Source organism: Streptomyces sp. NPDC045021 (assembly GCF_056432645.1).
The window spans coordinates 833,836-857,166 of record NZ_JBWKIQ010000002.1; the positions used below are offsets into that span (position 1 = coordinate 833,836).

Consider the following 23,331-nt stretch of genomic DNA (forward strand, 5'->3'; position numbering starts at 1 on the left):
ATGCAAATAAAGTGTCAAGAGATCGTCAAGGGGGAATTGGTGGGAACGCCCGCGAATGTTGCCAAGGTGGACAATCCGTACCGATCCGCGCTTCAGACGCTGAAGACCAACCTGAAGACGGAGACGGAAGAGCTCAAGAAGCAGCTCGAGACGGCGTCCAAGGATATGGCCGGCAAGAAGGTCTGGGTCGGTAAGACGGCCGAGAGTTGGCAAAAGGAGCTCGACGGGCGCCGCGCGAGGATCAAGACGCTGGTCGACAAGTTGATTCCGGCCATCGACGCGGAGATCGCGAAAGCGCCGGAAAAGGTCTCGCCGGTCGAGGCGAAGATGTGGCGTATGGACATGCAGGGCTACTGATCCGTAGCGGGCCGCGGCTCACTGCCGACGTATTCACAACGGGGAGAAGCAAAGCGTATGGGCGAGTTCTCGGGGATCGACGCAAAGGCGCTGAACGCCACCATCAGCTCCTTCAAGACGGACAAGGAGCGGCTGCGCCAGGGCTCGACATGGATCAAGTCGAGTTTCACGCGGTACGGGATCGACACCCAGAACCTGACGGAACTGCTCGCCATCTGCGGCTGGCTGGACGACCAGATGCCGATGCTGACCCGGCGCTATCACCTGGCCGTCGCGGCGGAGAAGCCGTATCCGGGTATCAAGACCATGGTCTCGGTCGACGAGAGCCTGGTCGGTTCGCAGGCCGAGGCCGAGAAGAACGGCAAGGCGCTCGGCGACAAGGTCAAGAAGGCGCTGGAGGACGGCGACACCGTCCCGGCGGACCTGATGGCCGCCCTGGAACAGAACGCCGGAGACGGCGATTTCGTCAAGTCGTTCTACAACGCCCTGGGCCCCGACCGCCTGTCCTGGCTCTCCAACGACCTCGCCGATGCCCACCCGTACGACGGCCGCTACAAGGACCACCCGGACCAACTCGCCCATGACCGCGACACCCTCGCCAAAACCCTCGGCACCTTCTCCCATGTCGCCTTCGACGGCCAGAGCGAGAAGGACAAACAGGCCAACTGGAACAAGTGGTTCGACAAATTCGTCATGGACCCCCACCAGGGCTTCCGCCCAGACCGCCTCATGCCCCTGCTCAAGGGCGGCACGTTCGACAAGGACTTCCTCGTCTCACTCGGCGACCGGGTCTTCTCCAAGTCCCAGAAGACGAACGAACAGCAGTGGATGGGCGGCGGCGACAGCAAGAACGCGTGGGAGGCGGACCACTACGGGCAGCTCTTCGACGCCATCGCTCAGAACCCCGAGGCATCGGGGGAGTGGATGGACCACAACCAGGACGACATTCAGATCATTCTGTACCCGCACGGCCCATGGGCACTCGACGAACCCAAGTCCCGCGCTGCCGCCTTCATGAAGGTCGCACACGCGGGCACCATCGACCTGCGTCCGACGAATGAGGCCCTGGCTGAGAAGCTGACCGCGCGCCTCATGATGGACAACTACCGTCACATGAATGGGGACATGAAAGGAATCCACCCGGTCGAGGGGGTGGACTATCTGTACTCCCAGATCGCGATCGCGTACTGGAAGGACATGGAGTACGGCATCACGTCGCCTGTGGGTGACAGGTTCTGGATGGGTAGCGCCACGGCGGGCGGCTACACGGAGAAGGCATCGAAGTGGGATGAGAAGGACTTCCTCGGCAAACAGAACCCCTCACGCGCTGGACTTGAAGTAGGCACGCCCATGTGGGAGGCGCTCATGTCCGAGGCTGCGCGCGATCCCAAGGGCGCCGGTGAGATCACCGCTCACTTCGACGCTTACCGGATGGACCTCGAGACAACGATCTCGCACTCCGCGAGGTCGGATCCAGGAGCTGTCGAGTACTTGAACATCAAGGAAGGACTGATGCTCAAGACGTACGGGAAGGCGATGGATTCCGCGATGGCATCGATTGAGGGCGATGCCAACAGTTGGGCTGAGGGCGTCAACGCCGCACGTAGCGCGATAATCAAGGCAGCATACGATGTCGGTACGGCCGCTGCGACCGGCGGCGCATCCGCGGCAGCCACCGCGGGGAAGGAAGCCGCGACCGGCTTTGGCCAGGATGCCGCAGAGCAGCTGCTCACCGGATGGGCCCAGGAATTGATCAAGGTCAAGCCCGAGGACGCGCCGGGCGGGCTTGCGGACAAGTACAAGGCACTGTCGGACATCAAACTCGATACGACATGGTATGCCGCGTACCGTACCAAGGCGGATCTGCAAGTTGCCCCCGACCCGAAGAGCGGCCTCAAGGGCGGATACGATCCGGCCGTCACCAAGCCCGTCACTTTCGGACCGATCCACGGCAAGGCGACGACTTACTCGGGCGATCCGAGCGGATACATCAAGGTGCCGGCGGATAACTTTCTGCAAACGGACGGCTCGGTTATGCCTCTGGAGAAGATGAGCCCCCAGCAGCTGGCCGCATACTCCGGATGGATCCAGGATTATGCCGTGACTACGAAGATCAAGAACGACGGATTCGATACCACGGAGCTCATGCAGAACCTGCCCGAGTGACTGAGCCCAACGGTGCGACCGCTCGAGTTCCTGACCCTTGCGGGTTACTTCCGGGAGATTTTTAGTGCCTGCAGGAAGGAGCGAAGGTCGTTCGCCGCGTCGGGCGACACCACCGTCTGGTGATCGCGTACGGGCGCCAGCGTGACATTCACGGATGTATCGTTCCAGGCGCACTCAGTGAAGGCTTTGTTTGCTGAGCTGATATCGGCGCAGAGGATCTTTCCGCCGACGGATCCTGCGTCGTACTCCTTGACGCTCGTGCTGTCGACCTTCGTTCCGAAGATCGCGGTGAGTGAGTCGTTGGCGTCCCCAGGTTCTTCTGTGAAGTGGGGATCAAGGTAGACGGAGAGACGCAACCCCTTGCCGCCGGCAGCAGTGTAACTAACGTATGCGTAGCCTTTGTTCGGGTCGGTGTTGACGCCGCTCAGTCCGGCCCATTCGGATTCGTTCGGCTTCGAAGCGGCATACGCTCCGAAGGACTCCGGCAGTACAGCCGTGTGCTTGACCGGCTTGTTGTCCTCGCCGCTCGCGGCAACCGCCCACCCGATGCCGCCACCCGCGACGACTATCAGGGCGACAGTGCCGCCGATGACCCGCCGCCGGCGGCGTCCCTCCCGGACGTCGGGATCCGGGCGGCTGATGGGTGTCAGCGTGATCCGGTCGTCGTCCGGGGTGCTCTGCGACACGGGATACTCCTGGGAGCAGGTAGGGGCAAGGCATCAGGATGCCGGGCAGCTCGGATTCCGACCCTACCCGGGCACGAGTCCTTCTTCTTGGTCAGCGCTCTGCCGAACTCGACCGGTGCATGCTGGTCCGTGTGACCACCCTCGCGGACCTGGGTCCCCGGATCAAGAGCCGGTCCGATCCCCTCGGGAGGCGGCACGGTGAGTGTAGGCGTGAGCAGGATGGCCGCCCTGTCCCGGAATCTGCCGGGCTGACACGCGGAGCGTGGAGGGCCGGGGGCCTTCAGCGCCTGGTTACTTCGGCTGGAGCTTCAGGGCGCCCAGGAAGGCGCGCAGATCGGCCGGGGCGTCCTTGGCGACGATGGTGTGGTGGTTGAGTACGGGCGCCAGAGTGATGTGGGCGGTGGAGTTCTGCCAGAGGCACTTGGTGAAGGCGCCCTGGTTCACGGCGATGTCGACGCATTGGATTTCGCCTCCCACGTCGCCCGCCGGGTACTTCTTGATCTGGCTGGAGTCGACGTTCGTTCCCACCATCGCGGAGAGTGCGTCATCCGACCCGCCCAAATCGTGGGTGACGGGCGGATCCAGTTCGACGGTGACCAGCAGCGCCCGGCCGCCAGGCGCTTGGTAACTGAGCCGTGTGTGTCCCTTTTCGGAATCGGTGTTGACGTTGCCCAGCGGGCCCCACTCCGATTCGCCCGGCTTCGACTGCGTGTACCTGCCGAACGAGGTCGGTAGTACGGCTGCGTGTTTGACCGGTTTGTCGTCCTTGCTGTTCGCGGCGACCGCCCATCCGATGCCGCCACCCGCGACGACTATCAGGGCGATGGTGCCGCCGATGACCCGCCGCCGACGGCGTCTCTCCCGGGCTTCGGGATCCGGGATGTTGATGGGTGTCAGCGTGATCGGGTCGTCGTCCGGGGTGCTGTGCGGCACGGATTCTCCTGGGAACGCGTTGGCGCAAGGCTTTCGGGTACCGAGCAGCGCGCAGAATGCTTGAGACTACTCGGGCTACTCGGTGCTGAGCGGCGTGCCTCAGGTGTTCGGCAGGAGCAGCCTGACCACTGCGGTGGAGCGATCGGACTCCGCGCAGGTTCCTGTGTTGAAGCCTCCGCTGCAGGAGTCGGCAGCCAGATACAGGTAGTTCCCGGATATCGCGAGCATCTTGTTTCTGGCGGTCACCGCTGCGAGATCTCCAGCCTTGGTTGCCTGGTAGACCACTTGCTCTTCGACGGAGCCGTCGATGAAGTTCTGTTGGCTTGCGGTGAAAGTCCCGGTCCAGTCGAAATCGGAACTGATCCGCGCCGGTTCTCCGGTGCTGGTCTTCCTGTCGGTTGGGTTGCCCGCGCCGTAGTAGACGTCACCTGACGCGGGATCCGCAGCGATGCTGGAAGCATGGTCTTCGTCGCCCGGAAACGGTGCTCTCACATATCCGTCAATTGCCTTGCCGAACGGAGCGAACGGCTTCTCCGGTGTGCCGAGATTCGCGGGATCTCCGCCCGAGACCATCGGGAGGATGCGACCTTCCGCGTTGATCCGGAACACTGCCCGGCCGGTGTGCAGGTAGAGGGAGTCCTTGGTCCAGGCCAAGGGGCCCGAGTTGAAGTCGTTGGGAATGAGCGTGCCTTTGGCCGGGCCGCCGGTCTGGGGGACAGGGCGCTTGTCCTCACCCAATTGCACCGTCTGCCCGTCACTCAGCGTCTTTCCGGCGATCTTTGTGACGATTCCGGCCTCCAGCTGATGGACCAGGAGCGACCCACGCCGGACCTGCGGATCAGTGAAGTACACAGTGCCGTCGTCAGCCACCGCCACACCGCTCACCCATGACGCGGTGAAGTGCCCTACGTCGGAGCTGTCAGGGACATCTTCGCTCCCTGTCTGGATGATTTGCTTCGCGCTGCCGTCCTTCGCGACCTGCCACAGACCGTTCCCTTCGAGCGCGATGTAGTACGTCCCGTCCGGGGCGGTGGCGGCTTGCTGGGCCTGACTGGTTGCGGCTCCGGCCGAGCTGTCGAGGGCCGGCACGCGGACGGACGTGGCCGTTCCGCCGGGTGGCAGGGTCCACAGTTTGTAGCCCTGCGCGTCGTTGGTGAAGAGGGCGACCGTACCGTGCTGGTCGACCGTCATGGCCTGGAGCTGTCCTGGCACCTTCACCTGCGGGCCCTTGCCCGTACCGGCCGTGCCGCCGCCGAGTACGAACTCGACCGCGGGGCCGGGCGAACCCGTGGACCGGATGCCGAGATAGATCCCGATGCCGGCGGCAACGGCGACAGCGGTGCCCGCCGCGACGAGAACCCTGCGACGGCGTGATGGTGACGTTGCGCTGTTGATGACGAGCCCTTTCAGCTTGATCCGGTCGTAAAGATGTTCCAAAGAACCTTTCACGTCTTCGGTGACCTTGGGGAAGTCCCACTACCTTGAGTGACTCCGTGGGCCCCGGTGTCCGCGAGATCCGCAGCGGAGTGTCGGCTGGGGCCGGGCGAAATGGATCACGGGGAGTGCTGGCGTGGACAAGAGTGCCGTTCGGAGCGTTGCCACCGATGCCGCCGCTGCCGTCACGCTGCCGCTCCTGCCGCTGCTCGCCGGGTGCGGGGGCCAGAGCGGCGGGGCCGCCGAGCTGGGGAAGGACGACCCGGACGCGGTTCTGGACGTCGCTCAGGTCAAGACGACGCTCCCGGGAGCGACGGACCTGCCGGCGGGCTGGACGGTGACGCAGGCCGCGAAGGCGGAGGACGTGAGCAACAATCCTCATCTGGCCGACGGGTGGGCGTGCCGGAGCAAGCCGCAGCCGTGCGGCATCAAGGTCATGGCCAGCGAGCGGTTCGAGAAAACGGGTGGCGTCGAGCAGGCCAAGTTCGAGATCTCCTCCTACACCGACAAGGAGGTGGCGGATGCGGCATTCAAGGTCGCGGACCAGCCCGTTCTGGCGACAGAACCGCTCACGCTGAGCAAGGTCGGCAACGTGAGCCACGCGCACCGCGGCACGTGGGGGCCGAGGCCCTCGATGTCGGTGGCCAGGGTGGGGACCCTCGTCGTGGTGGTCACCTGTGACAGGAGCCAGCCGGTGGACCCGTCGTTCCTGTACGGGCTGGCCAGGATGGAGGGCGAGCGCGTCCTCCAGACGGTGACGGGTAAGCCCGCGACGTCCAGCGCACGTGATCTCAAGTCCGCCTCGACCGGCTGATGGCCGCACTGGGTGGGCGGGCCTCAAGGACAGGAGTACGACGTGGAATTCGCGGTCCGGTCACACGCGCGCAGAGGCGCCCTCTGCTTGGTAGCCGTCGGCCTCACGCTCGGCGTCGCATCGGCGTGCGACTCGTCCCCTTCCGGGCCGACGGCCGTCCAGGCGGGTGCGAAGTTGTCGAAGGACGCGACGGCGCTGCTGGACAACATGCAGCCGCTGCTTGAGGCCAAGGCGCCGTACGTCGTCACGGACAACGCCTCCCGCGGCGTCTCCTGCGGCGACGGGAAGGAGAAGAGGGCATTCTCCGCCAGGATGCAGGTGCCGGCGAAGCCCGATCTCCGAAGGGGTTTGACACTCACTTCGGGCGAGGCCAACGGCTATCTCGTGCAACACGGCTATCAGCTGGACACGGACGCCGGCCCGGTCCGGAGGAGCGACACCAAATACGTCGATTCGATGATCGACAGCAAGGCGGGGGTGCACATCACCGTCACGCTGACTCCCAGTGGTGCCCAGGCGATCGACTACCTGGTCACCGGCACCACCGACTGCCTGCGGAGCACATGAGGTACCGGAGGCAGGCGGGGGAGGAGCCGGGGGAGGAGCCGGGGGAGGAGCGGGGCTCTATTCGCCGTCCACTTCCTTGGTGATGGGGTCCACCATCGTGTTGGTGAGCAGAGCGGCTGACAGGACCTGCTTCGTGTGGAACGGCACGGCCCCTTCGCGCTGCTCGTTCGCCCAGTCGTTGAAGGCCTCGATCTGGTGGTCCTTCGAGAGCTCCTCGAACGACTTGAGCTTGCCGTCCTCGCCCTTGAGACCTTCGGGCAGCGGCGTAGTCGTCCAGCCACCCTCCATCATCGTAGAGGCCATGGTGTAGCGGGCCTGAACGATCATCTCCAGGTTCCGTTCGTCCACCTTCTCCGTCAGCTCGGTCCCGGATTCGACGTACGCCCCTCCACCGAACTCCTTGACCGTGAACATTCCGCCGCGCCAGGCCATTTGCCAGGCGGCGGGCAGTTCGGGCTCGCCGACCATCTCCGAGGCGAGGATGCCCGCCTGCTTGAGGTGCTCCTTGAAGGCCTTCTCCGATTCGTCCATATCGCCACGGATCTTCATTTCGGCGTCGTATTCCAGACGCTGGGTGTTGCCGAACGCGGCGGCCGCGTAATCGTAGGCGCGCGGGTCCTGCTTTCCCGCCGCGATCGCATCATGGTCGAACTTCGCCGCCTGCGTCAGCACGTCGTGCTGCAGCTTGCCCATGGCCTCGTCGAAGGGCGCGGTCATGTTGTCGTCGTCGGAGAAGGTCTTCATGAACCGGTACGTGTCCTGCGGGCTGAGGTAGAAGCCGGGATCCACACCGGGAATCGCGTCGTAGGGGACGGGCTGGCCCAGGGAGGAATCACCGCTGTTCTCATTCACGTTGTGCCCGCCGGTCAGCATCTCCGGTGCGTACGAGGCGGCCAGTCGGCCCATGTCCGCCTTGAACAGGCCGTCGAAGTTGCGGACGTCGCTGTGGCCGGCGGCCAGGATCGCGGCGTACGCGAAGACGTTCTCGTATTCGTTGTGCTGGGTGACGTCGGGATGCCAGGCGCCGGACGCGTCGGTGTGACCGCGTACGCCGGCGCCGGCGTCGATGGCGTCGCCGAGCGCGGTCTGGACGTCGGCCCTCATCTTGCCGTACTGCATGAGCAGCTTGAGATGACCTTCGAGGTCGGGGCTCTGGGGGTCGCCCATCTGTGCGATGGCGTCGAAGGCGGCCCGGCCGTTGTTGCCCAGGACCGCGAGGTTCAGTGCGACGGTGTCCTGCGGCAGGCCGAGGGCGCCCGCGTTGCTGGATCCGTCGAAGTTCTGGTTCTTGTCCTTGGCCAGCTGGTCGAGGACGTTCGCGCGGGTGGCCTTGGTGATGAAGTCGGAGGGGAACGTGCCGTAGCGCAGCATCGCGGCGCGGTCCCAGCCCATCGAGTAGGCGCCTTTCGGGACCGGCTTGAGGTACATGTCCCTGACCTTGTCGAAGCCGGGAGCGGGGAAGTCGGTGCTCATGGCCGTCCCCAGGGCCTCGCTGAACACCTTGAGGTCCGCGGCGGCCGTCGGACTGCCCGTGGTCGCCATCAGGTCGGGCAGGGTCTCGGCCTGGATGGGTGGATTGATGCCCGCGTAAAAGGCCGAGACGAAGTCCGGGTCGTCCCTGTGGGCGGCGAGAATGTCGGCGATGTCATGGTATTTCTGGCCGGCCTTGGTGTCGCCGCTCTGGTTCTTGTTGAGCTGGTCGGCGAGGGCTTTTCCGTCCGCCTGGGCCTGGGCGGGGGTGATGACCGGTTCCGGGACCTGCACCATCCCGTGGACGCCGGTGGGGCCCTTCTCCAGGGCCGCCGCCAGTCCCTGGCGGCGCTTGAGCATGGGGAGCTGGTCGTCGAGCCAGCCGCAGATTCCGAGTATTTCGGTCATCGGCTGGGTGTCCAGCCCATACCGCGCGAATTGCGACTTGATCGACGAGACGCTCTGCCGCAGCTGGTTCTTGTCCGCGTCGTACGACGTGATCATTTCGTGCAGGGACTGGGGGTCGATCCCCGAAAAGTCACCCATGCGTCGTGCATCTCCCCGTGGCGTCGGCCGTACGCTGCCGTACGGCGCCCGCACACAGTTGACTGACCCCATGGGTTCAACGGCTCTGCCTTTGCCTCATCGTGGCTGCTGTTTTTCGGTAACTTTGCGGGGCGGTCCGTAGCGGCGTGCGCGGGGCCCCGGTCAACTGAGGCTTCGATGCCTTAAATAACGACACGTGCGCATTGTCCGCTTCGAATCGTGATTCCGCGGGGTCCTTGCCGCTCGCCCTACTCCCGCTTCCCGGACTCCCGGTGGTGCGCAGCGAATTGCGGGATGCTCCGTGGGAACCAGGATGCCGTGGGTGGCGTGTGGTGTGATAGGACTTTCGTAGACTCACACGCCCGCGTGCGGTGTGCTGTCGTCCGCTCAGCTGGACGATACGTTCGCCGCGCGTCCTAACTTACGGGGAGCACTCCATGGCCATGAGCGGCGCAGACCTTGAGATGTTGCGAAAGCTGTCCACTCGCTTCGGCAAGGACCACGTAACTCTCGACGGCTTGATCAAGTCTTTGAACTCCGCTTCCAAGGAAAGCCACGGCTACTGGTCCGGCCCGCTGGCCGACAACTTCCGCCGTGACTGGGAAGCCCTTCAGCCGAGCATCACGAAGATCATCAACCTGCTCGACGACGCGAAGCGGGCGACGGACACCCACCACGGCAACATCAGCCGCGCGACCACCGGTCACTGACCCCACCCGGTCACCGACCCACTGATCACTGACCCCCTAGGTCACTGATCCACTGGTCACCGACCGAACGTCGTAGACCCATCGGTCACCGACCCACCGTCGTAGACCACCGAAGCGGCCCGGCTCCCCGACCCAGCAATGCTGGACGGGGGGCCGGGCCGCTTCGTGTGCCGCCTCCTGCGCGCCGCTCAGACCTCGATCGCCGCCTGCACGGGCAGGATCTCCCCGCCCCGCACCAGGACGCCGCAGCCGGTGGGGCCGCCCGCGAGGCCGCGCGGGAGCCGGACGTTGAACAGATCGCCCGCGTCGCCCTCCGGGGCCAGCAGCAGGCCGTGCCGCGACCGACGGGCTTCGGCCGCGAACCCGCGGTACTGCGACGTCATGGTGTCCGCCGCCCCGGCCGCGACGACGGCGTGGTCGCCGTCGACCCCGGTGCGGATCACCTCGGCCAGTGCGTCGTCGAGCGGCCCGTCGTGGAGCAGTTCGGCATCGTCGACGATGACGGCGTAGCGGCCGCCGTGCGCCTTGGCCAACAGCTCCTGCAGGTCGTCGTCCGAGGAGTCCGCGCCGAGCACGCCGAGCACGCCGGCCTCGCCCTCCAGGGCCCGCAGCGGGGAACGCTTCGGCGTCACCAGGACCACGGGCAGTCCACCGCGCAGCAGCGACCGGGCCATGGTGATCAAGGTGGTGGACCGTCCGGACTTGGGCGGCCCCGCGACGACGAATCCCGGCCCCGATTCGCCGAGGTCCACTCCGAGCGGTGTGAGCTCGTCGCCACCGACCCCGATCAGCGCCCACAGATCCGACGGCGCGGTGAACTCCGGTTCCAGAGCGCGCGCTTCGGTCGTGCTGATCTGCGTGGGCAGCGCGTCCACCCGCATGGCACGCAGGCTCTTCGCCGGGCGGGGATGCCGGGCCCGTGCGTCGTCGGCGATCCGGCGGAGCGCCTCGACCTGCGCCTTGCCCGACGGATCGGTTGCGAGCAGCGCGATCTGGCTCTCCTGCACCCCGTTGTCGGTGGCACCCAGCGCCCGGCCGGCCGCCATGTCCTTAGGGATGTCACGAGGGGACATGCCGGCGGAGGAGTAGTCGTCGACGGTGGTGAGGCGCAGAATCAGCCGGTCTCCGAAGGAGGACGTCACGGTGCCCATGAAGCCGCTGCGGTCGGAGGACATCACCACCCGGAGCCCTACGGCGGGTCCTTCCCGGAAGAGCCGCACCATGGCGTCGATGAGCTTGCCGTAGTCGTAGTTCTCGAACGTCGAGGTGTATCCCTCCCAGCCGTCCAGGAGCAGGACCATCCACGGCAGCCGGTCCTCCGGCGCCGCTGACGCGCGCTGTTCGGCCGTGCTGGAAACGCCCAGCCGCGCGAGGAGTTGCTGGCGCCGGGTCACCTCTCCCTGGAGTCTGGCGAGCAGCCGGACCAGGCGCTCGGGCTCGTCCCGGGTGACCACACCGCCGCAGTGCGGCAGCCCGGTGAGCGGCAGCAGGACGTTCGCGCCGCAGTCGACGCCGTACAGGTGCACGTCGGCGGGGGAGGCGGTCTTGGCCAGGGCGCCGGCCAGTGAGCGCAGCGCGGTGGACCGGCCGGAGCGCGGTCCACCGATGATCAGGAGGTTCTCCCCGTCGACCAGGTCGAGAGCGAGCGGTGAACGCGCCTGCCGGGCGGGTACGTCGGTGACACCGAACACGATGGGCGGTACGTCCCCGTGCGTGGGCGCGGCGGGCTGCGGTGCCTCCTCCAGCGTGATGTGTTCGGGCAGCGGCGGCAGCCAGGGGCTGCGCGGCTTGCCGAACCGCATGCGCTCCGCGCCCGACGCGATCGCGTCGACGAGGACGGCCAGGTCGGTCACGAGCGTGCCGTCGTCCCCGTCGTCCGCCGCGCGGGCCGGCGGTCGCGCCACCGCGGACCAGGACAGCGGAACGGCGCTCGCCCGGGGCCCGGACGACGTGCTGGGCCGCCGCCCACCGATCCGCGCGGACTGCAGGGCGACCAACGCCTGGGCGCCGGACCGCACATAGGCGCGTCCCGGGGTGGACTTGTTGATGGCGCCGGCATCAGGGGCGTCGATGACGTCGGAGGACTCGTCGGGACCCGTGACGCGCAGGGCGATCCGCAGGTTGGTGTTGGCCCGGATGTCGGCGCTGACCACACCGGCGGGACGCTGCGTGGCGAGTATCAGGTGCACCCCCAGCGAGCGGCCGCGGCGGGCGATGTCGACGAGCCCCGCGACGAAGTCGGGGAGTTCGGCGACCAGCGAGGCGAACTCGTCGATGATCAGGACGAGTCGTGGCATCGGCTCCAGTTCGGGCCGCACCCGGCGGGTGTCGCCGTAGTCCTCGATGTCCTTCGTCTCGGCCTCGAAGAGGATCTCCTCACGGCGCTTGAGCTCCGCGGCCAGGGATGCCAGGGCCCGTTCGGTGAGGTGCGCGTCGAGGTCGCTGACCATGCCGACGGTGTGCGGGAGGCGGGAGCAGTCCAGGAAGGCGCTGCCGCCCTTGTAGTCGATGAGGACGAAGTTCAGCGCGTCGGGGCGGTTGTGGACGGCGAGCGACGTGATGATCGTCTGGAGGAGTTCGGACTTTCCGGCGCCCGTGGTGCCGGCGATCAGGGCATGCGGTCCGTCCCTGCGGATGTCCAGGTGGAACGGGCCGTCGGCGCCGATCCCGATGGGCGCCGTGGTCGTCGATCCGCCGTGCAGCCAGATGCGCTCGATGTCGGCCCCGGTCGGATCGGGCATCCCGAGGAGGTTCAGCAGCCGCGCGGCGGTGGGCAGGGCGCTGTCGGCGTCGTCACGGCTGACGTCGCGCACGGGAGCGAGCGAACGTGCCACCAGCCCGCACCAGGCGTGCGAGACCTGGTCCGCCAGTACGTCACCGACGGCCTCCAGGCCCGCTCCCCGCAGGTGCAGACGGCCGGTCGAGTCGAGCGGCCAGCAGATGGCGGCGCGGCACTCCTCGGGCAGCAGCCGCTCGTCCTCGTCGAGGCACAGGGCGAACATGCCGTGCAGCGGCCCCTCCTGGAGGAGCTGGGGCACTCCGGGCGTGCGGCGCAGCAGCCGCGCGCCGTCGAGGAGGATGAGGACGTACGGGTCGGGCCGCAGCGGTGCGCCGCCCCCGCTCATGGAACTGGAGCTGACGGACTTGCGCCGGTTCAGTTCGTTGAGCAGTTCGGTGACGCGGCGGGAGACGGTGTCGGGTTCCGAGCCGACGAGCGCGACGCAGTCCTGTCCCTGCTGCGGCGCGGTGTGGGGCAGCCAGTGCGCCCAGTCCCACACGGCGCCCGCGTCGGGCACGGAGGAGAGGACGACGACCGACAGGTCACGGGGGCTGTGCAGGACGGCGGCCTGGGTGACGAGCCAGCGTGCCGTGGCCAGCGCGCGGGGCCGTACGCCCGCGAGTCCCACCACGCCGAGCTTCGTGAACGGCAGCGGTACGGGCACATCGTGCACGGTGGGCGGCTTCGGCGCTTCCGCGTCGTGGGCCTGACCGGAAGCGGCCAGTTCGATGTCGGCGGGGAGGTCGGCGACCCCGATCCGCAGCATCATCGCGTCGGGATCCGTGATGCGGCGCTCCCAGAGCCGGCGCCGCGGGCCGGTGGCGAAGAGCAGGATCGCCGCGGGGTCGGGAAAGGCGTCCCGCCTGGCCTTCTCGTCCATCGAGCTGAGCCGGACGAGGTCCTTGTCGTGCTCCTCCTTCTCCTTCTTGTAGTCCTTCATCGACGTCCGGTGCTTCTGCTTGCCGCGGCGGTTCTCGCTGAACCACTCGCCGATCATCATCACCGGGCTCATCAGGCAGAACAGCAGCATGTAGACCTGCTTGGTCATGAAGTACATGCCCAGGCCGAAGACTGCCGGGAGGAACGAGGCGAGGAGCTGGAACCGGGCGCGTTCGCCCTTGGTCGGGGGTGTCGGGATGACGAGGCGGGCGCGCGGCGGCAACGAGGAGAGCCTGGGCGGCCGGTTGTAGGCCAGACCGCCCTCTCCCATCGCCGAGAGGTGGGCGTCCGCTTCACCGGGTACGTCGAGTACGAAGAGCGATGAGCCCGCCTTGACCAACGCACCGGTCGGCCACGGCTGTTCTCCCGTGACCGGGGTGTTGTCGATGAGCACGGGCACGCCCGGCTGCGGCGTCAGCTTGACGGCACCGTTCATGTCCACGCTGATCACGAGGGCGGCCGGCGGGAGCTGCGGGTCCTCGACGGAAACGGTGCAGACCTCGGCCGAGCCGACGGACGTGACACCGAGCGACAGCCGGGCGACGCGGCCCGCGCCGGGCCCGCCGGTGATCCGCAGCTCGAACCGCCCGGCCGGCTCTCCCGCGCGCAGGTACGGGCCGATGGTGTCGTCCACCGAGACCCGCATCCCGTCGCGGAGCAGATGGCCGACCGGCTCGTCCGGCGGGCAGGGATGGCCGTCGGCCCACAGGGTCGGTATCCGCGGAGGAGCCTCCTTGGACGGGAACAGATTCGTGACGGACGAATGGCCCGGCACCGGTGCCGGCACCGGCGCACTCGGCCGGCCGGTCAGGGCCTGCGCCACATCGCTGCCCGTAGTGGTCTCGTCCACCGCGAGAATCACATCCTGCGGCTCATCCCCCTGGCGGATGACCGTCACAGTTACCCGCATGGGCCGTCTTCCTCCCCGTCGGTCCCGCGGGACCTTGCTCGCGCACTTGCCAGCCGAGGCTATCCCGGGCCAAGTTCCCGAGGAAGACGGGGAGGCCGTGACGGCCGCCGGCCCCTAGGGATCGCCGGCAGTGCGCCAGAGCACGGGCCTCAGCCGATCTGGCACTGTTTCGCGCCCTTGGTCCAGGCGTAGCTGTAGACCGGGCCCCCACTTCAAGGTCACACTCGCTGACCTGGTCCCTGGCCAACGGTGGCCGCACCGTGGGAGGTCGGGTTGGTGGCGTTGGTCGGGTGGGTCGAGTTGGTCGGGTTTGGTCGGGTTGGTCGGACCGAAGAGGAGTTATCCACAGGAGAATTCAGGGAGGAAAAGGGACGGGTCATGATTAATCCATGACCAGGAACCACATTCCGTCCCGCGTCTCCGCCGGCGCCGCTCCGCGCAACTCCCACGCCCTCACACATCTCCGCCAGGACGGCGTCGCGACCGCCCGGCAACTGCGGGCCCTCGGAGTGGGAACCGGGACTCTCGCCCGCCGGTGCCGCCCCGGCGGTCCGTGGCAGCGGCTGCTTCCCCGTACCTATCTCTTCCACAACGGGCCGCCGACCGCGCGACAACGGACCAGAGCGGCGCTCCTGTACGCGGGCGAGGGCGCGATGCTCACCGGGCCCGAGGCGTTACGGCTCTTCGGGCTGCGTTACGTCCCGCCGCTGCCGGGGACGCATGTTCTCGTTCCCCACAACCGGTACACCGGCAGCCGCGACTTCGTCACCGTGCTGCGCGCCCGCCACGTCCCGCGGCCCCGTAACGTCGCGGGGTTCCCGACCGCGCCGCTGCCGCGGGCACTGGTGGACACCACGCGGCTCGGCGCCGACCTCCAGCAGGTCCGGGCGGCCTGCGCCGAGGCCGTTCAGCGCGGCCGCTGCTCCGTCGAAGCGCTCACCGAGGAGATCCTCGGCACCTCGGCCCGCGGCATCGCGCCGATCCGTGCCGTCATACAGGAGCTCCTCGCCGGAGTCCGCTCCGTCTCCGAGGCCCAGGCCCGCGACGTGCTGCGCACGGGCGGCCTGCCGCAACCCCTGTGGAACGCCACCCTGCTGCTCGCCGACGGCACGTTCCTCGCCACCCCGGACGGCTACTGGCCGGACACCGGGGTGGTCCTGGAGATCGACTCCCGCGAGTACCACCTCAGCCCGGCGGACTGGCACCGCACGATGAACCGCCGCAACCACCTGGCGTCCCACGGCCTCCACCCTCTGGCCTTCACCCCCGCCCAACTCCGCCACACCCCGAACGACGTGATCCGCCACATCGCCCAGTCCCTGACCACGTACGCGGGGTGCGCGCCGACACACATCCGGGCAGTGCCGATCGGGTAGGCCGGCGGGCCGCCTGCGCTCCGGGCCCTTGCAGCGAGCCCGCGCCTTCGAGAGCGGTGATCCTTGGCGTCTGCCAGACGCCGATGGACGAGTTGTCTTTGGTCAGCACCAGGTTGCGTCGGAGCACTCGCCGGTCTTCACGAGGTCGGTTTGACGACCGCCTGGATCTCCTGAACAGCGACGGGCTGATCAGACGTCGAATAGCCGTCGTTCATGGGCCGGCCACCAGGCTGAGGGGTAGCGGTCGGGGTCCAGCTGACGGTCCACGTGATCTGGGCCTTGAAGGTGTATCCGCCGCTTCCGGTGGTCGCCTTGCGGTAGGTGATGTTGCAGGCCGCGCTCGAGCTGTCGACCTGGTACGCGGCCCCGGATTTGACGAAGTGGTAGTCGCACGACTGCGGGTCGGCGTAGGACGTACCTGCGTCGATGTGCAGCGCGGAGGGGACGGCGACCACGGTGGCGGCGAGATTCAAGGCCGGCAACTGGGCGGTCACCCATACCGGATCCACCGGGTCATCGAACTTGACATAGGTGGCGAGGTTGACCTTCTGGCTCCCTGCAGCGGGGCTCAGGGTCACTTCGCGGGAGGGCAACATAGTTGCGCCGTAGGCGGCTTGGGAGAGCATCTCAGCGGTTATGGCAGGACCGGTGGGAACGGGATTGGCGGGCCCGACCCATTGCCAGGAAGGCGATGCCTGACACAACGGAGAGCCGGGTGGGAGGCGGTTGTTCTGTACGAGCATCCACCACGTGCCTTTTTCGCCCTTGTGGTAGTGAATTGCCTCCATTTGGGATCGTATTTGGTTGTAGTACTCATAGACCGTGCCCGAGTTGTTCTGTCCGGCTTCGGTGTATTTAGCCATGAGATAGGCATCGAACTCTTCGGGACTGTAGAAGGGCTCGTACCAGCAAGGGGGGGCGGTCCAGTGCGCGTCGGAGGAGGCGATGGGCTTGGCTGCCTTGCCGTCGTTGCTGCCGCTCCACTCGACTCGGGACTCGATCTTGGTGTTGCCCGGGGAAGGCTTCGGGGGAGGAGGCGGCAGCTTGTCCTTGGCCAGGGCGGGCGACACTGTCGTGGCCAGGATGGCCAGGGACACACCCAGGCCAGTGATGCTGTACTTGTACCGGGACTTCAGCCGTTGCGGCATTCCTTTACCCCCTCCGTGTAGGTGTAGTTCAGTACTTGCCAATCACCCGCTGTGTTCTTGGACAGGACCATGTTCCAGCGGCTGAAGTCTGCGAGGGACGGAGTCGTCGCTTCAGCCTTGCCCGTCTTGCGATTCTTCGAGAACGCCTTGCTCTGGTCCTCACAGAGGAGCACGCTCGCCGTGCCGTTGCTGTTGATCTGCACCGTCGGCCCGTAGTAGCGGTACGTTCCGGTGACGGTCATCCCGGTCTTGCCGTATTTGATGACCGCGTCGGCGAGTTCGGCGCCCTGGAGCCCGGTGAAGTAGCGCTTGAGGTTCACGCTCTTCCCGTCTCCGCTGGCCTTTGCCTCGACCCACGAGGTCATCGCGTAGGAGCTGTCCCGGAGCACCGCCTTCTTCGCGGCATCGCTGCTCTCGAAGCCGTCGATCTTCACCTTGACATCGGCCGGCAGCTTGAACGTCGGCGCGCCCGCCGCCGTCACGGAGGCGCTCGGTGTGGTGGGTGCTGTGGTTGGGGCGGTGGTGGGGACGCCGCTGATCTTGTCGGAGGGCTTGGCGTCGCTGCCACAGGCGGTCAGGGCCAGGGCCAGGGCCGTGGCCATGGCGAGGGCGGCGGCGATGGGCGGCGTGCTGCGGGTCACGATGGGGTCCCCCGTGTGATGCGCGGACAGAGCGTTGAGGCTCGACGCTACCGGTGATGTCCCAGCGGTTATAGGGACCCTCCCCGTTCTGTGACCGGGTCCGCACGCCGGAGTCACAATCCCTAGGAGGCTGTCATCCGGTAAATGATCACGGACGGGTCTGTTGCGGTTCCGTGAGTCTCCTGTCACACGATGCGCCTTGAGGGTGTTTATGCGGCGCTGATAGCGTGCGGTGACTTGACACCGGCCTGCGGGCTGTCGCCATCCGGAGCGCGACGACCCTCTCCCCATGCAGCCAGGAGTCCAAGCACGCCAGCTCGACGGGGGCATTGACGTGAAGATCAGGGAACGTTCCGCTGCAGGTGGCAGTGGTGGTAGGCCGTCTGTGCCCGGGCCGACGATGGGTGGGCCGACGGGTGAGCGGCTGCCGATCGCGCCGCGGGAGCGGAAGCCGGCGCTGGCCGCGCTGGCCGTACTGCTCATCCTCGTTGGGGCGCTGGGTGCGACCGTGCTGGTCATGCGGGCCGGGGACCGGATTTCGGCGATCGAGATCACAGAAGCCGTGCCGGCGGGAGAGGCCATTCCGGCTTCGGCGATCCGCGAAGTAATGGTCGCCGATGGTTCGGATATTGAGTACGTACGGTGGAGCGACAAGGGCTTGCTGGGCAAGTACCGGGCCGCTACCGACCTCGTCAAGGGGTCCGTTCTTGTCGGGCCGATGCTCAGTAGCGAGGAAAACCAGCTCAAGACGGGCAAAGCCGTCATCGGACTCTCGCTCAAGGGCGGGCAGTTCCCCGAAGGGCTGAAGGTCGGCGACACGGTCGCCGTCTACCGCGTGGGCAACGACGCGGCGAAGTCCGGTGCCGGAAGCTCCGGCAACTCCGGCAGTTCCGGCGGCGGGGCGAACACGCTGCTCGCCGACAACGCCAAGGTCAAGGCCGTACCGGGCAGTGGGGGCGACGGGCTCGGCAGCAGCGGCAGCGCGTACTCGATCGTCGTCGACCAGAGCGACGCCGGGCCGCTGACGCTGGCCGCGTCCGCCGGCGAGGTCTCGCTGGTGCTCGTTCCCGCCAGCAAGGGCTGAGGCCCGCCATGGCACTTATCGCGATCGCGGCGGACAAGGGGTCGCCCGGGGTGACGACGGCGGCCGTCGCCCTCTCCGCCGTCTGGCCGCGCCGCGCGCTGCTCGTCGAGGCGGACCCGTCGGGCGGTGACCTCGTCTACCGCAGCCAGGCCGCGCACGGCGGTGTGCTCGACCCGAACACCGGCATGCTGTCGCTGGCCGCGACGGCCCGCCGCGGGCTGGCTGCCGAGCAGTTGTGGGACCACGCGCAGCCGCTGGCCGGGGGCCTCGATGTCGTCGTCGGGCTCGGCAGTTCCGAGCAGGCGGCCGGGCTGGTCGGTCTGTGGCCGACGCTGGGCCGGGCGTTCGCGACGCTCGCCGAGTCGCCGAACGGCGCGGCCGACGTGCTCGCCGACTGCGGCCGGATCGGCGCCGATTCGCCCTCGCTGGAGCTGTTCTCGCACGCCGCGCTCGTCCTGCTGGTGTCCCGGACCGAGCCCGAACAGCTCGCCAGGGTGCGGGACCGCGCCGCGGCGCTCTCCGCCAAGTTGCACGGTTCGCAGCGCGGCGCGGCCGCGCTCGGCTATCCGCCGATCGGCGTGCTGCTGGTCACCGAACCGGGACAGAGCGCCCGTATCGTCAGCCAGGTCAACGACATGCTCGTCGCGTCGCAGATCGCCGCCCGCGTCGTCGGCACCCTCGCGCACGACCCGGCGGGTGCGGAACAGCTCGCCGGCCGCCGCCGCGGCCGTCTCGACAAGTCGCTCCTGATCCGTTCGGCCCGGCAGATCACCGCCGACGTGCCGCACCGGTACGGGGTTCTTCGATGAGCGCGATGGACCACCAGCTCGTCAAGCGGTTCCGGCAGGACGCGGGTGACCGCATATCCGAGCAGCGCCGCCTCGACCAGGTGTCCGGCGTGCCCGCGATGTCCCCCGAGGACGAGCGGCAGTTCGCCCGCGCGGTCATCGCGCAGATCCTTGAGGACTACGCGCGGGCCGAGATCAACGTCGGCCGCACACCGCCCAACGCGGAGGCCGAGGAGGCGTACGCGGCGGCCGTGCACGCCGCGCTGTTCGGCGTCGGCCGGCTGCAGCCGCTGCTCGACGACCCCGAGGTCGAGAACATCGACATCAATGGCTGCGACCAGGTGTTCGTCGGGTACTCCGACGGCCGCGAGCTGCAGGCCGACCCTGTCGCCGAGTCCGACGAGGAGCTCATCGAACTCATCCAGGTGCTCGGTGCGTACTCGGGCCTGTCCTCCCGCCCCTTCGACTCGGCGAACCCGCAGCTCGACCTGCGGCTCCCGGACGGCTCGCGTCTGTCCGCCGTCATGGACGTCACGCGCCGTCCCGCGCTCTCCATCCGCCGGGCCCGCCTCGGCAAGGTCTTCCTCTCCGACCTGGTCGGCAACAACACGCTCACCCCCGAGCTGCACTCGTTCCTCAGCGCCGCCGTGCTGGCCCGCAAGAACATCATGATCGCGGGCGCCACCAACGCCGGAAAGACGACGCTGCTGCGCGCGCTCGCCAACGTCATCGGGCCGACCGAGCGACTGATCACCGTCGAGCGGGCGCTGGAACTCGGCCTCGACCAGTTCCCCGAACTCCACCCGAACGTCGTGGCGTTCGAGGAGCGGCTGCCCAACTCCGAGGGCCAGGGCATGATCTCGATGGCCGAGCTGGTGCGGCGGTCACTGCGTATGAACCCCTCGCGCGTCATCGTCGGTGAGGTGCTCGGCGACGAGATCGTCACCATGCTCAACGCGATGTCGCAGGGCAACGACGGCTCACTCTCCACGATCCACGCCAACAGCTCCGCCGAGGTCTTCAACCGCATCTCGACGTACGCCCTCCAGGCGAAGGAGCGGCTGCCCGTCGAGGCGTCCCAGATGCTGGTCGCGGGCGCCATCGACTTCGTCGTCTTCGTGCAACGGCGCAACGACTTCGAACGCGGCGGCACGCTGCGCCGCGTCGTCACATCCATCCGGGAGGTCAACGGCATCGACGGCCGCGTCCTGTCCAGCGAGGTCTTCGCGGAGGGCCAGGACGGGCGGGCGTACCCGCACGCGCCCCTGTCCTGCCTGGACGAACTCCTCGCCAACGGCTACCAGCCCTCGGGGGTGTGGCGATGATGACCGGTGTGTTCTCCCTGCCCGTGCTGTACGGACTACTGGCCGGCACGGCCGTCGGCGGCGGTATCGCGCTGTTCGTCGTCGCGCTGCGCGGCTGGGCGCCCAAGCCGGGCGCCGGCAAGGACAACGGCAAGCGCGCCGCCGAGGTGGCTCGCTTCCTGTCCACCCGCGGTTCGCTGGCCATCGGCGGCGCACTCGTCGTCCTGGCGCTGACCCGGTGGATGGTGATGGGCGCCGCCACCGGCATCCTCGTCTTCACCTGGGACCGCCTCTTCGGCGGCGCCGCCGAGGAGCGCGCCGCCATGAAGCGCGTCGAGGCGCTCGCCGCCTGGACCGAATCGCTGCGCGACACCATCGCCGGCGCCGTCGGTCTGGAGCAGGCCATCCCCGCCTCGGCACGGGCCGCCGCCCCGGCGCTCCGCGCCCACCTTGAGGCGCTCGTCGACCGGCTGCGGTCGCGTACGCCCCTGCCGGACGCGCTGCAGCACCTCGCCGACGAGATCAACGACGCCTCCGCCGACATCATCATCGCGGCGCTCATCCTCAACTCCCGGCTGCGCGGCCCCGGTCTGCGCGAGGTCCTCGGCGCCCTCGCCAAGTCGGCCCGCGAGGAGGTCGACATGCGCCAGCGCGTCATGGCGCAGCGGGCGAGCACCCGGCGCAGCGTGCAGATCGTCATCGTGGTGTCGGTGACCTTCGTCCTGGGGCTGGCGATCTTCAACCGGAGCTTCGTGGAGCCCTACGGAACCGCCGTCGGCCAGCTGGTGCTGGGCGTCGTGTGCGCGCTGTTCGCCGCCGGGTTCTGGTGGCTGCGCAACCTGTCGAAGATCGAGACGCCGGACCGGTTCCTGACGCACGCACCCGAGCGACAGGAGATGGGCCTCCGATGAACAGCATCTTCCTGACCGTGACCGTCGGGGCCATCGCGGGCCTCGGCGTCTTCGCCCTCGTCCGGGCGCTGATGCCGAACCGCCGTGGCGCGGTCGCGACCGTCGCGCAGATCGACGCGCTGCGCGCGGCGGGGCCGTCCAGCGGTCCCGCGCCGCGCGCCACCGACGTCAAGGGCCGGCTCGGCCAGCGCGTTTCGGCCTTCTACCTGCAACAGGGCTGGGAACAGCGGTCCCTGCGGGCGGACCTCGCCGTGCTCGACCGCAGCTGGGACGGCTTCCTCGCCACGAAGGTGATGCTGTCCGCGGTCGGCGTGTTCTTCGGCCCGTTCCTCTTCGCGATCGCCTGGCAGCTCGGCGTCGGCAGCAATCCGATCATCCCGCTCTGGATGGCGCTGCTCTTCGGCGGTCTCTTCTTCTTCCTGCCGGACGTGGAAGTACGGCGGGACGCCGTCGACAAGCGCCGCGACCTGCGGCGCGTCATCGGTGCGTACCTCGACCTGGTCTCCATGAACCTCGCGGGCGGCCGCGGCCTGCCCGAGGCGCTCATGGCCGCCGCCGAGATCGGCGACGGCTGGGCGCTGCTGCGCATCCGCAACGCCCTCGCGGACGCGCGGATCACCGGTACGAGCCAGTGGGTCGCCCTGGGGCGGCTCGGCGACGAGCTGGGGGTCGAGGAGCTGAAGGACCTGTCGGTGACGCTGGGGCTGGTCGCCGACGACGGTGCGAAGGTGCGCGAGTCGCTCGCCTCGCGTGCGGAGACGATGCGGCACCGGGAGCTTTCCGAGATCGAGGGCGGGGCAGGCGAGAAGTCGCAGTCCATGCTCGTGGCCCAGCTGTTGCTCTGTGCGGGCTTCCTGGTCTTCCTGATCTTTCCGGCCGCGATGCGGGTCTTCAAGGTCTGAATCATCCGAATCGGCTGAACCGTTTGAAGCATCTGAATCGTCTGTTTCTGAAGAGTCTGATCCACGTAGTCACCGAGTCGAGAGGACTTGAACCATGAACCGTTTGCCCATCAGTCACCCCGCGATCGATTTCCTCGTCACGTTCATTCAGGGGCGGGTGCAGCGTGCCCGTGCGGAGGAGACCTCGCGGGGCGCCTCCGCCGTCGAGTGGGTCATCATCTCGGCAGTGGTCGTGACCATCGTCGGCGTGGTCGCCGCGCTGATCAACAACGCGCTGCAGGGTAAGGCCAAGCAGGTCGGTAACTGCATTTCGGGCACCACCGACACCGGTACCTGCAAGTAGTAGGCGCGACCAGGAACAGTGACACGACAACGGGGAACAGGTCGATGAGCACCCGATCCGGGTCTTTCGTACGCCGCAGGCTGGACGCCGCCCGCGGCGACAGCGGCGTGGGCAGCCACGCCAAGGGCGACCGCGGCATGACCGCGATCGAGTTCGTCTTCCTGACCCCGGTGCTCTTCTTCATGATCTTCGCGACCGTGCAGTTCGGGCTCTTCTACTTCGCCGACCACGTCGCGCAGGCCGCGGCGCAGGCGGGCGCCCGCAAGGCGCGCGCCGAGGCGGACGCCAACCCCGGCGGTTGGGAGGCGAAGGCCAAATCGACCGCGTTGAGCTATATCGCCCAACTCGGGCCGCAGTTGCTCGAAGGCCCGACGGTGACGTCCTCGGGCCCCGCCAACAACACCGTGGGGATCCGGGTGACGGCCACCGTGCCGACGGTCTTCCCGGGAATGAAGTTCACGGTGAACGAGCATTCGCAGGGTCCGATCGAACGCTTCGTACCGGACATCGGGGGCTGAGGCCG

20 protein-coding genes are annotated in these 23,331 nt (G+C 67.8%); 13 read left to right on the plus strand and 7 right to left on the minus strand.

Going from position 1 to position 23,331, the window contains the following annotated elements:
- Nucleotides 1-39: 39 nt before the first annotated feature.
- Both AC07DC_RS10955 and AC07DC_RS10960 read left to right on the plus strand, forming a co-directional pair.
- Entirely contained in the window at nt 40-357 is a 318-nt protein-coding gene (locus AC07DC_RS10955) for a hypothetical protein (protein WP_478913912.1), read from the plus strand.
- A gap of 57 nt (nt 358-414) precedes the next feature.
- A complete protein-coding gene (locus tag AC07DC_RS10960) occupies nt 415-2,523 on the plus strand; it encodes a hypothetical protein (protein ID WP_478913914.1) in 2,109 nt (702 codons plus the stop codon).
- A 44-nt stretch (nt 2,524-2,567) separates the two neighbouring features.
- On the opposite strand, the gene AC07DC_RS10965 is transcribed toward AC07DC_RS10960, so the two are convergent.
- The 3 genes from AC07DC_RS10965 to AC07DC_RS10975 all read right to left on the minus strand — a co-directional run bounded on the left by AC07DC_RS10965 (nt 2,568) and on the right by AC07DC_RS10975 (nt 5,591).
- On the minus strand, nt 2,568-3,209 hold the full coding sequence (locus AC07DC_RS10965; RefSeq protein ID WP_478913916.1) for a hypothetical protein: 642 nt from the start codon (nt 3,207-3,209) through the stop codon (nt 2,568-2,570).
- Between the two features lie 291 nt (nt 3,210-3,500).
- Nucleotides 3,501-4,142 (minus strand): hypothetical protein, encoded by a 642-nt coding sequence (locus AC07DC_RS10970; RefSeq protein ID WP_478913918.1) that lies wholly within the window; start codon nt 4,140-4,142, stop codon nt 3,501-3,503.
- Nucleotides 4,143-4,241: 99 nt separating this feature from the next.
- Nucleotides 4,242-5,591 carry a hypothetical protein gene (locus AC07DC_RS10975; RefSeq protein ID WP_478913920.1) on the minus strand — a complete coding sequence of 450 codons (1,350 nt, stop codon included), beginning with the start codon at nt 5,589-5,591 and terminating at the stop codon, nt 4,242-4,244.
- A gap of 121 nt (nt 5,592-5,712) precedes the next feature.
- On the opposite strand from AC07DC_RS10975, the gene AC07DC_RS10980 reads away from it, so the two are divergent.
- Together AC07DC_RS10980 and AC07DC_RS10985 are read left to right on the plus strand one after the other, a co-directional pair.
- Nucleotides 5,713-6,390, plus strand: a complete 678-nt coding sequence (locus AC07DC_RS10980) for a hypothetical protein (RefSeq protein WP_478913922.1) — start codon at nt 5,713-5,715, stop codon at nt 6,388-6,390.
- Between the two features lie 42 nt (nt 6,391-6,432).
- Nucleotides 6,433-6,957: a hypothetical protein gene (locus tag AC07DC_RS10985; protein WP_478913924.1), complete on the plus strand. Its 525-nt coding sequence runs from the start codon at nt 6,433-6,435 to the stop codon at nt 6,955-6,957.
- A 57-nt stretch (nt 6,958-7,014) separates the two neighbouring features.
- On the opposite strand, the gene AC07DC_RS10990 is transcribed toward AC07DC_RS10985, so the two are convergent.
- The gene (locus AC07DC_RS10990) at nt 7,015-8,973 is read right to left on the minus strand and encodes a hypothetical protein (RefSeq protein WP_478913926.1); all 1,959 of its coding nucleotides are present in this window, start codon (nt 8,971-8,973) and stop codon (nt 7,015-7,017) included.
- A gap of 437 nt (nt 8,974-9,410) precedes the next feature.
- Between AC07DC_RS10990 and AC07DC_RS10995 the strand changes: the two genes are divergently transcribed.
- Nucleotides 9,411-9,683, plus strand: a complete 273-nt coding sequence (locus AC07DC_RS10995; protein ID WP_277438701.1) for a WXG100 family type VII secretion target — start codon at nt 9,411-9,413, stop codon at nt 9,681-9,683.
- 188 nt (nt 9,684-9,871) lie between these two features.
- Here AC07DC_RS10995 and AC07DC_RS11000 read toward each other — a convergent pair whose 3' ends face one another.
- Nucleotides 9,872-14,311: an FtsK/SpoIIIE domain-containing protein gene (locus AC07DC_RS11000; protein ID WP_478913928.1), complete on the minus strand. Its 4,440-nt coding sequence runs from the start codon at nt 14,309-14,311 to the stop codon at nt 9,872-9,874.
- Between the two features lie 389 nt (nt 14,312-14,700).
- Here AC07DC_RS11000 and AC07DC_RS11005 point away from each other — a divergent pair, with 389 nt between their 5' ends.
- Entirely contained in the window at nt 14,701-15,687 is a 987-nt protein-coding gene (locus AC07DC_RS11005) for a hypothetical protein (protein WP_478913930.1), read from the plus strand.
- Nucleotides 15,688-15,824: 137 nt separating this feature from the next.
- Here the strand turns inward: AC07DC_RS11005 and AC07DC_RS11010 are convergent, their stop codons facing one another.
- Nucleotides 15,825-16,835, minus strand: a complete 1,011-nt coding sequence (locus tag AC07DC_RS11010; protein WP_478913931.1) for a hypothetical protein — start codon at nt 16,833-16,835, stop codon at nt 15,825-15,827.
- A complete protein-coding gene (locus tag AC07DC_RS11015) occupies nt 16,820-17,476 on the minus strand; it encodes a hypothetical protein (protein ID WP_478913932.1) in 657 nt (218 codons plus the stop codon). Before AC07DC_RS11015 ends, AC07DC_RS11010 begins: the two co-directional genes overlap by 16 nt.
- 385 nt (nt 17,477-17,861) lie before the next feature.
- On the opposite strand from AC07DC_RS11015, the gene AC07DC_RS11020 reads away from it, so the two are divergent.
- The 7 genes from AC07DC_RS11020 (at nt 17,862) to AC07DC_RS11050 (ending at nt 23,326) form a co-directional block, all read left to right on the plus strand.
- Nucleotides 17,862-18,560: a hypothetical protein gene (locus tag AC07DC_RS11020; RefSeq protein WP_478913934.1), complete on the plus strand. Its 699-nt coding sequence runs from the start codon at nt 17,862-17,864 to the stop codon at nt 18,558-18,560.
- Nucleotides 18,561-18,568: 8 nt separating this feature from the next.
- Entirely contained in the window at nt 18,569-19,369 is an 801-nt protein-coding gene (locus tag AC07DC_RS11025) for a hypothetical protein (protein WP_478913936.1), read from the plus strand.
- Nucleotides 19,366-20,673 carry a CpaF family protein gene (locus AC07DC_RS11030; protein ID WP_478913937.1) on the plus strand — a complete coding sequence of 436 codons (1,308 nt, stop codon included), beginning with the start codon at nt 19,366-19,368 and terminating at the stop codon, nt 20,671-20,673. The genes AC07DC_RS11025 and AC07DC_RS11030 overlap by 4 nt, the downstream gene beginning before the upstream one ends.
- Complete coding sequence (locus tag AC07DC_RS11035) at nt 20,673-21,563, plus strand: type II secretion system F family protein (protein WP_478914118.1); 891 nt, start codon at nt 20,673-20,675, stop codon at nt 21,561-21,563. Before AC07DC_RS11030 ends, AC07DC_RS11035 begins: the two co-directional genes overlap by 1 nt.
- A complete protein-coding gene (locus AC07DC_RS11040; protein ID WP_478913939.1) occupies nt 21,560-22,465 on the plus strand; it encodes a type II secretion system F family protein in 906 nt (301 codons plus the stop codon). The genes AC07DC_RS11035 and AC07DC_RS11040 overlap by 4 nt, the downstream gene beginning before the upstream one ends.
- 94 nt (nt 22,466-22,559) lie before the next feature.
- Nucleotides 22,560-22,808, plus strand: a complete 249-nt coding sequence (locus AC07DC_RS11045; RefSeq protein ID WP_478913941.1) for a hypothetical protein — start codon at nt 22,560-22,562, stop codon at nt 22,806-22,808.
- Nucleotides 22,809-22,852: 44 nt separating this feature from the next.
- Nucleotides 22,853-23,326 (plus strand): TadE family protein, encoded by a 474-nt coding sequence (locus AC07DC_RS11050; RefSeq protein ID WP_478913942.1) that lies wholly within the window; start codon nt 22,853-22,855, stop codon nt 23,324-23,326.
- The last annotated feature ends 5 nt before the right edge of the window (nt 23,327-23,331 follow it).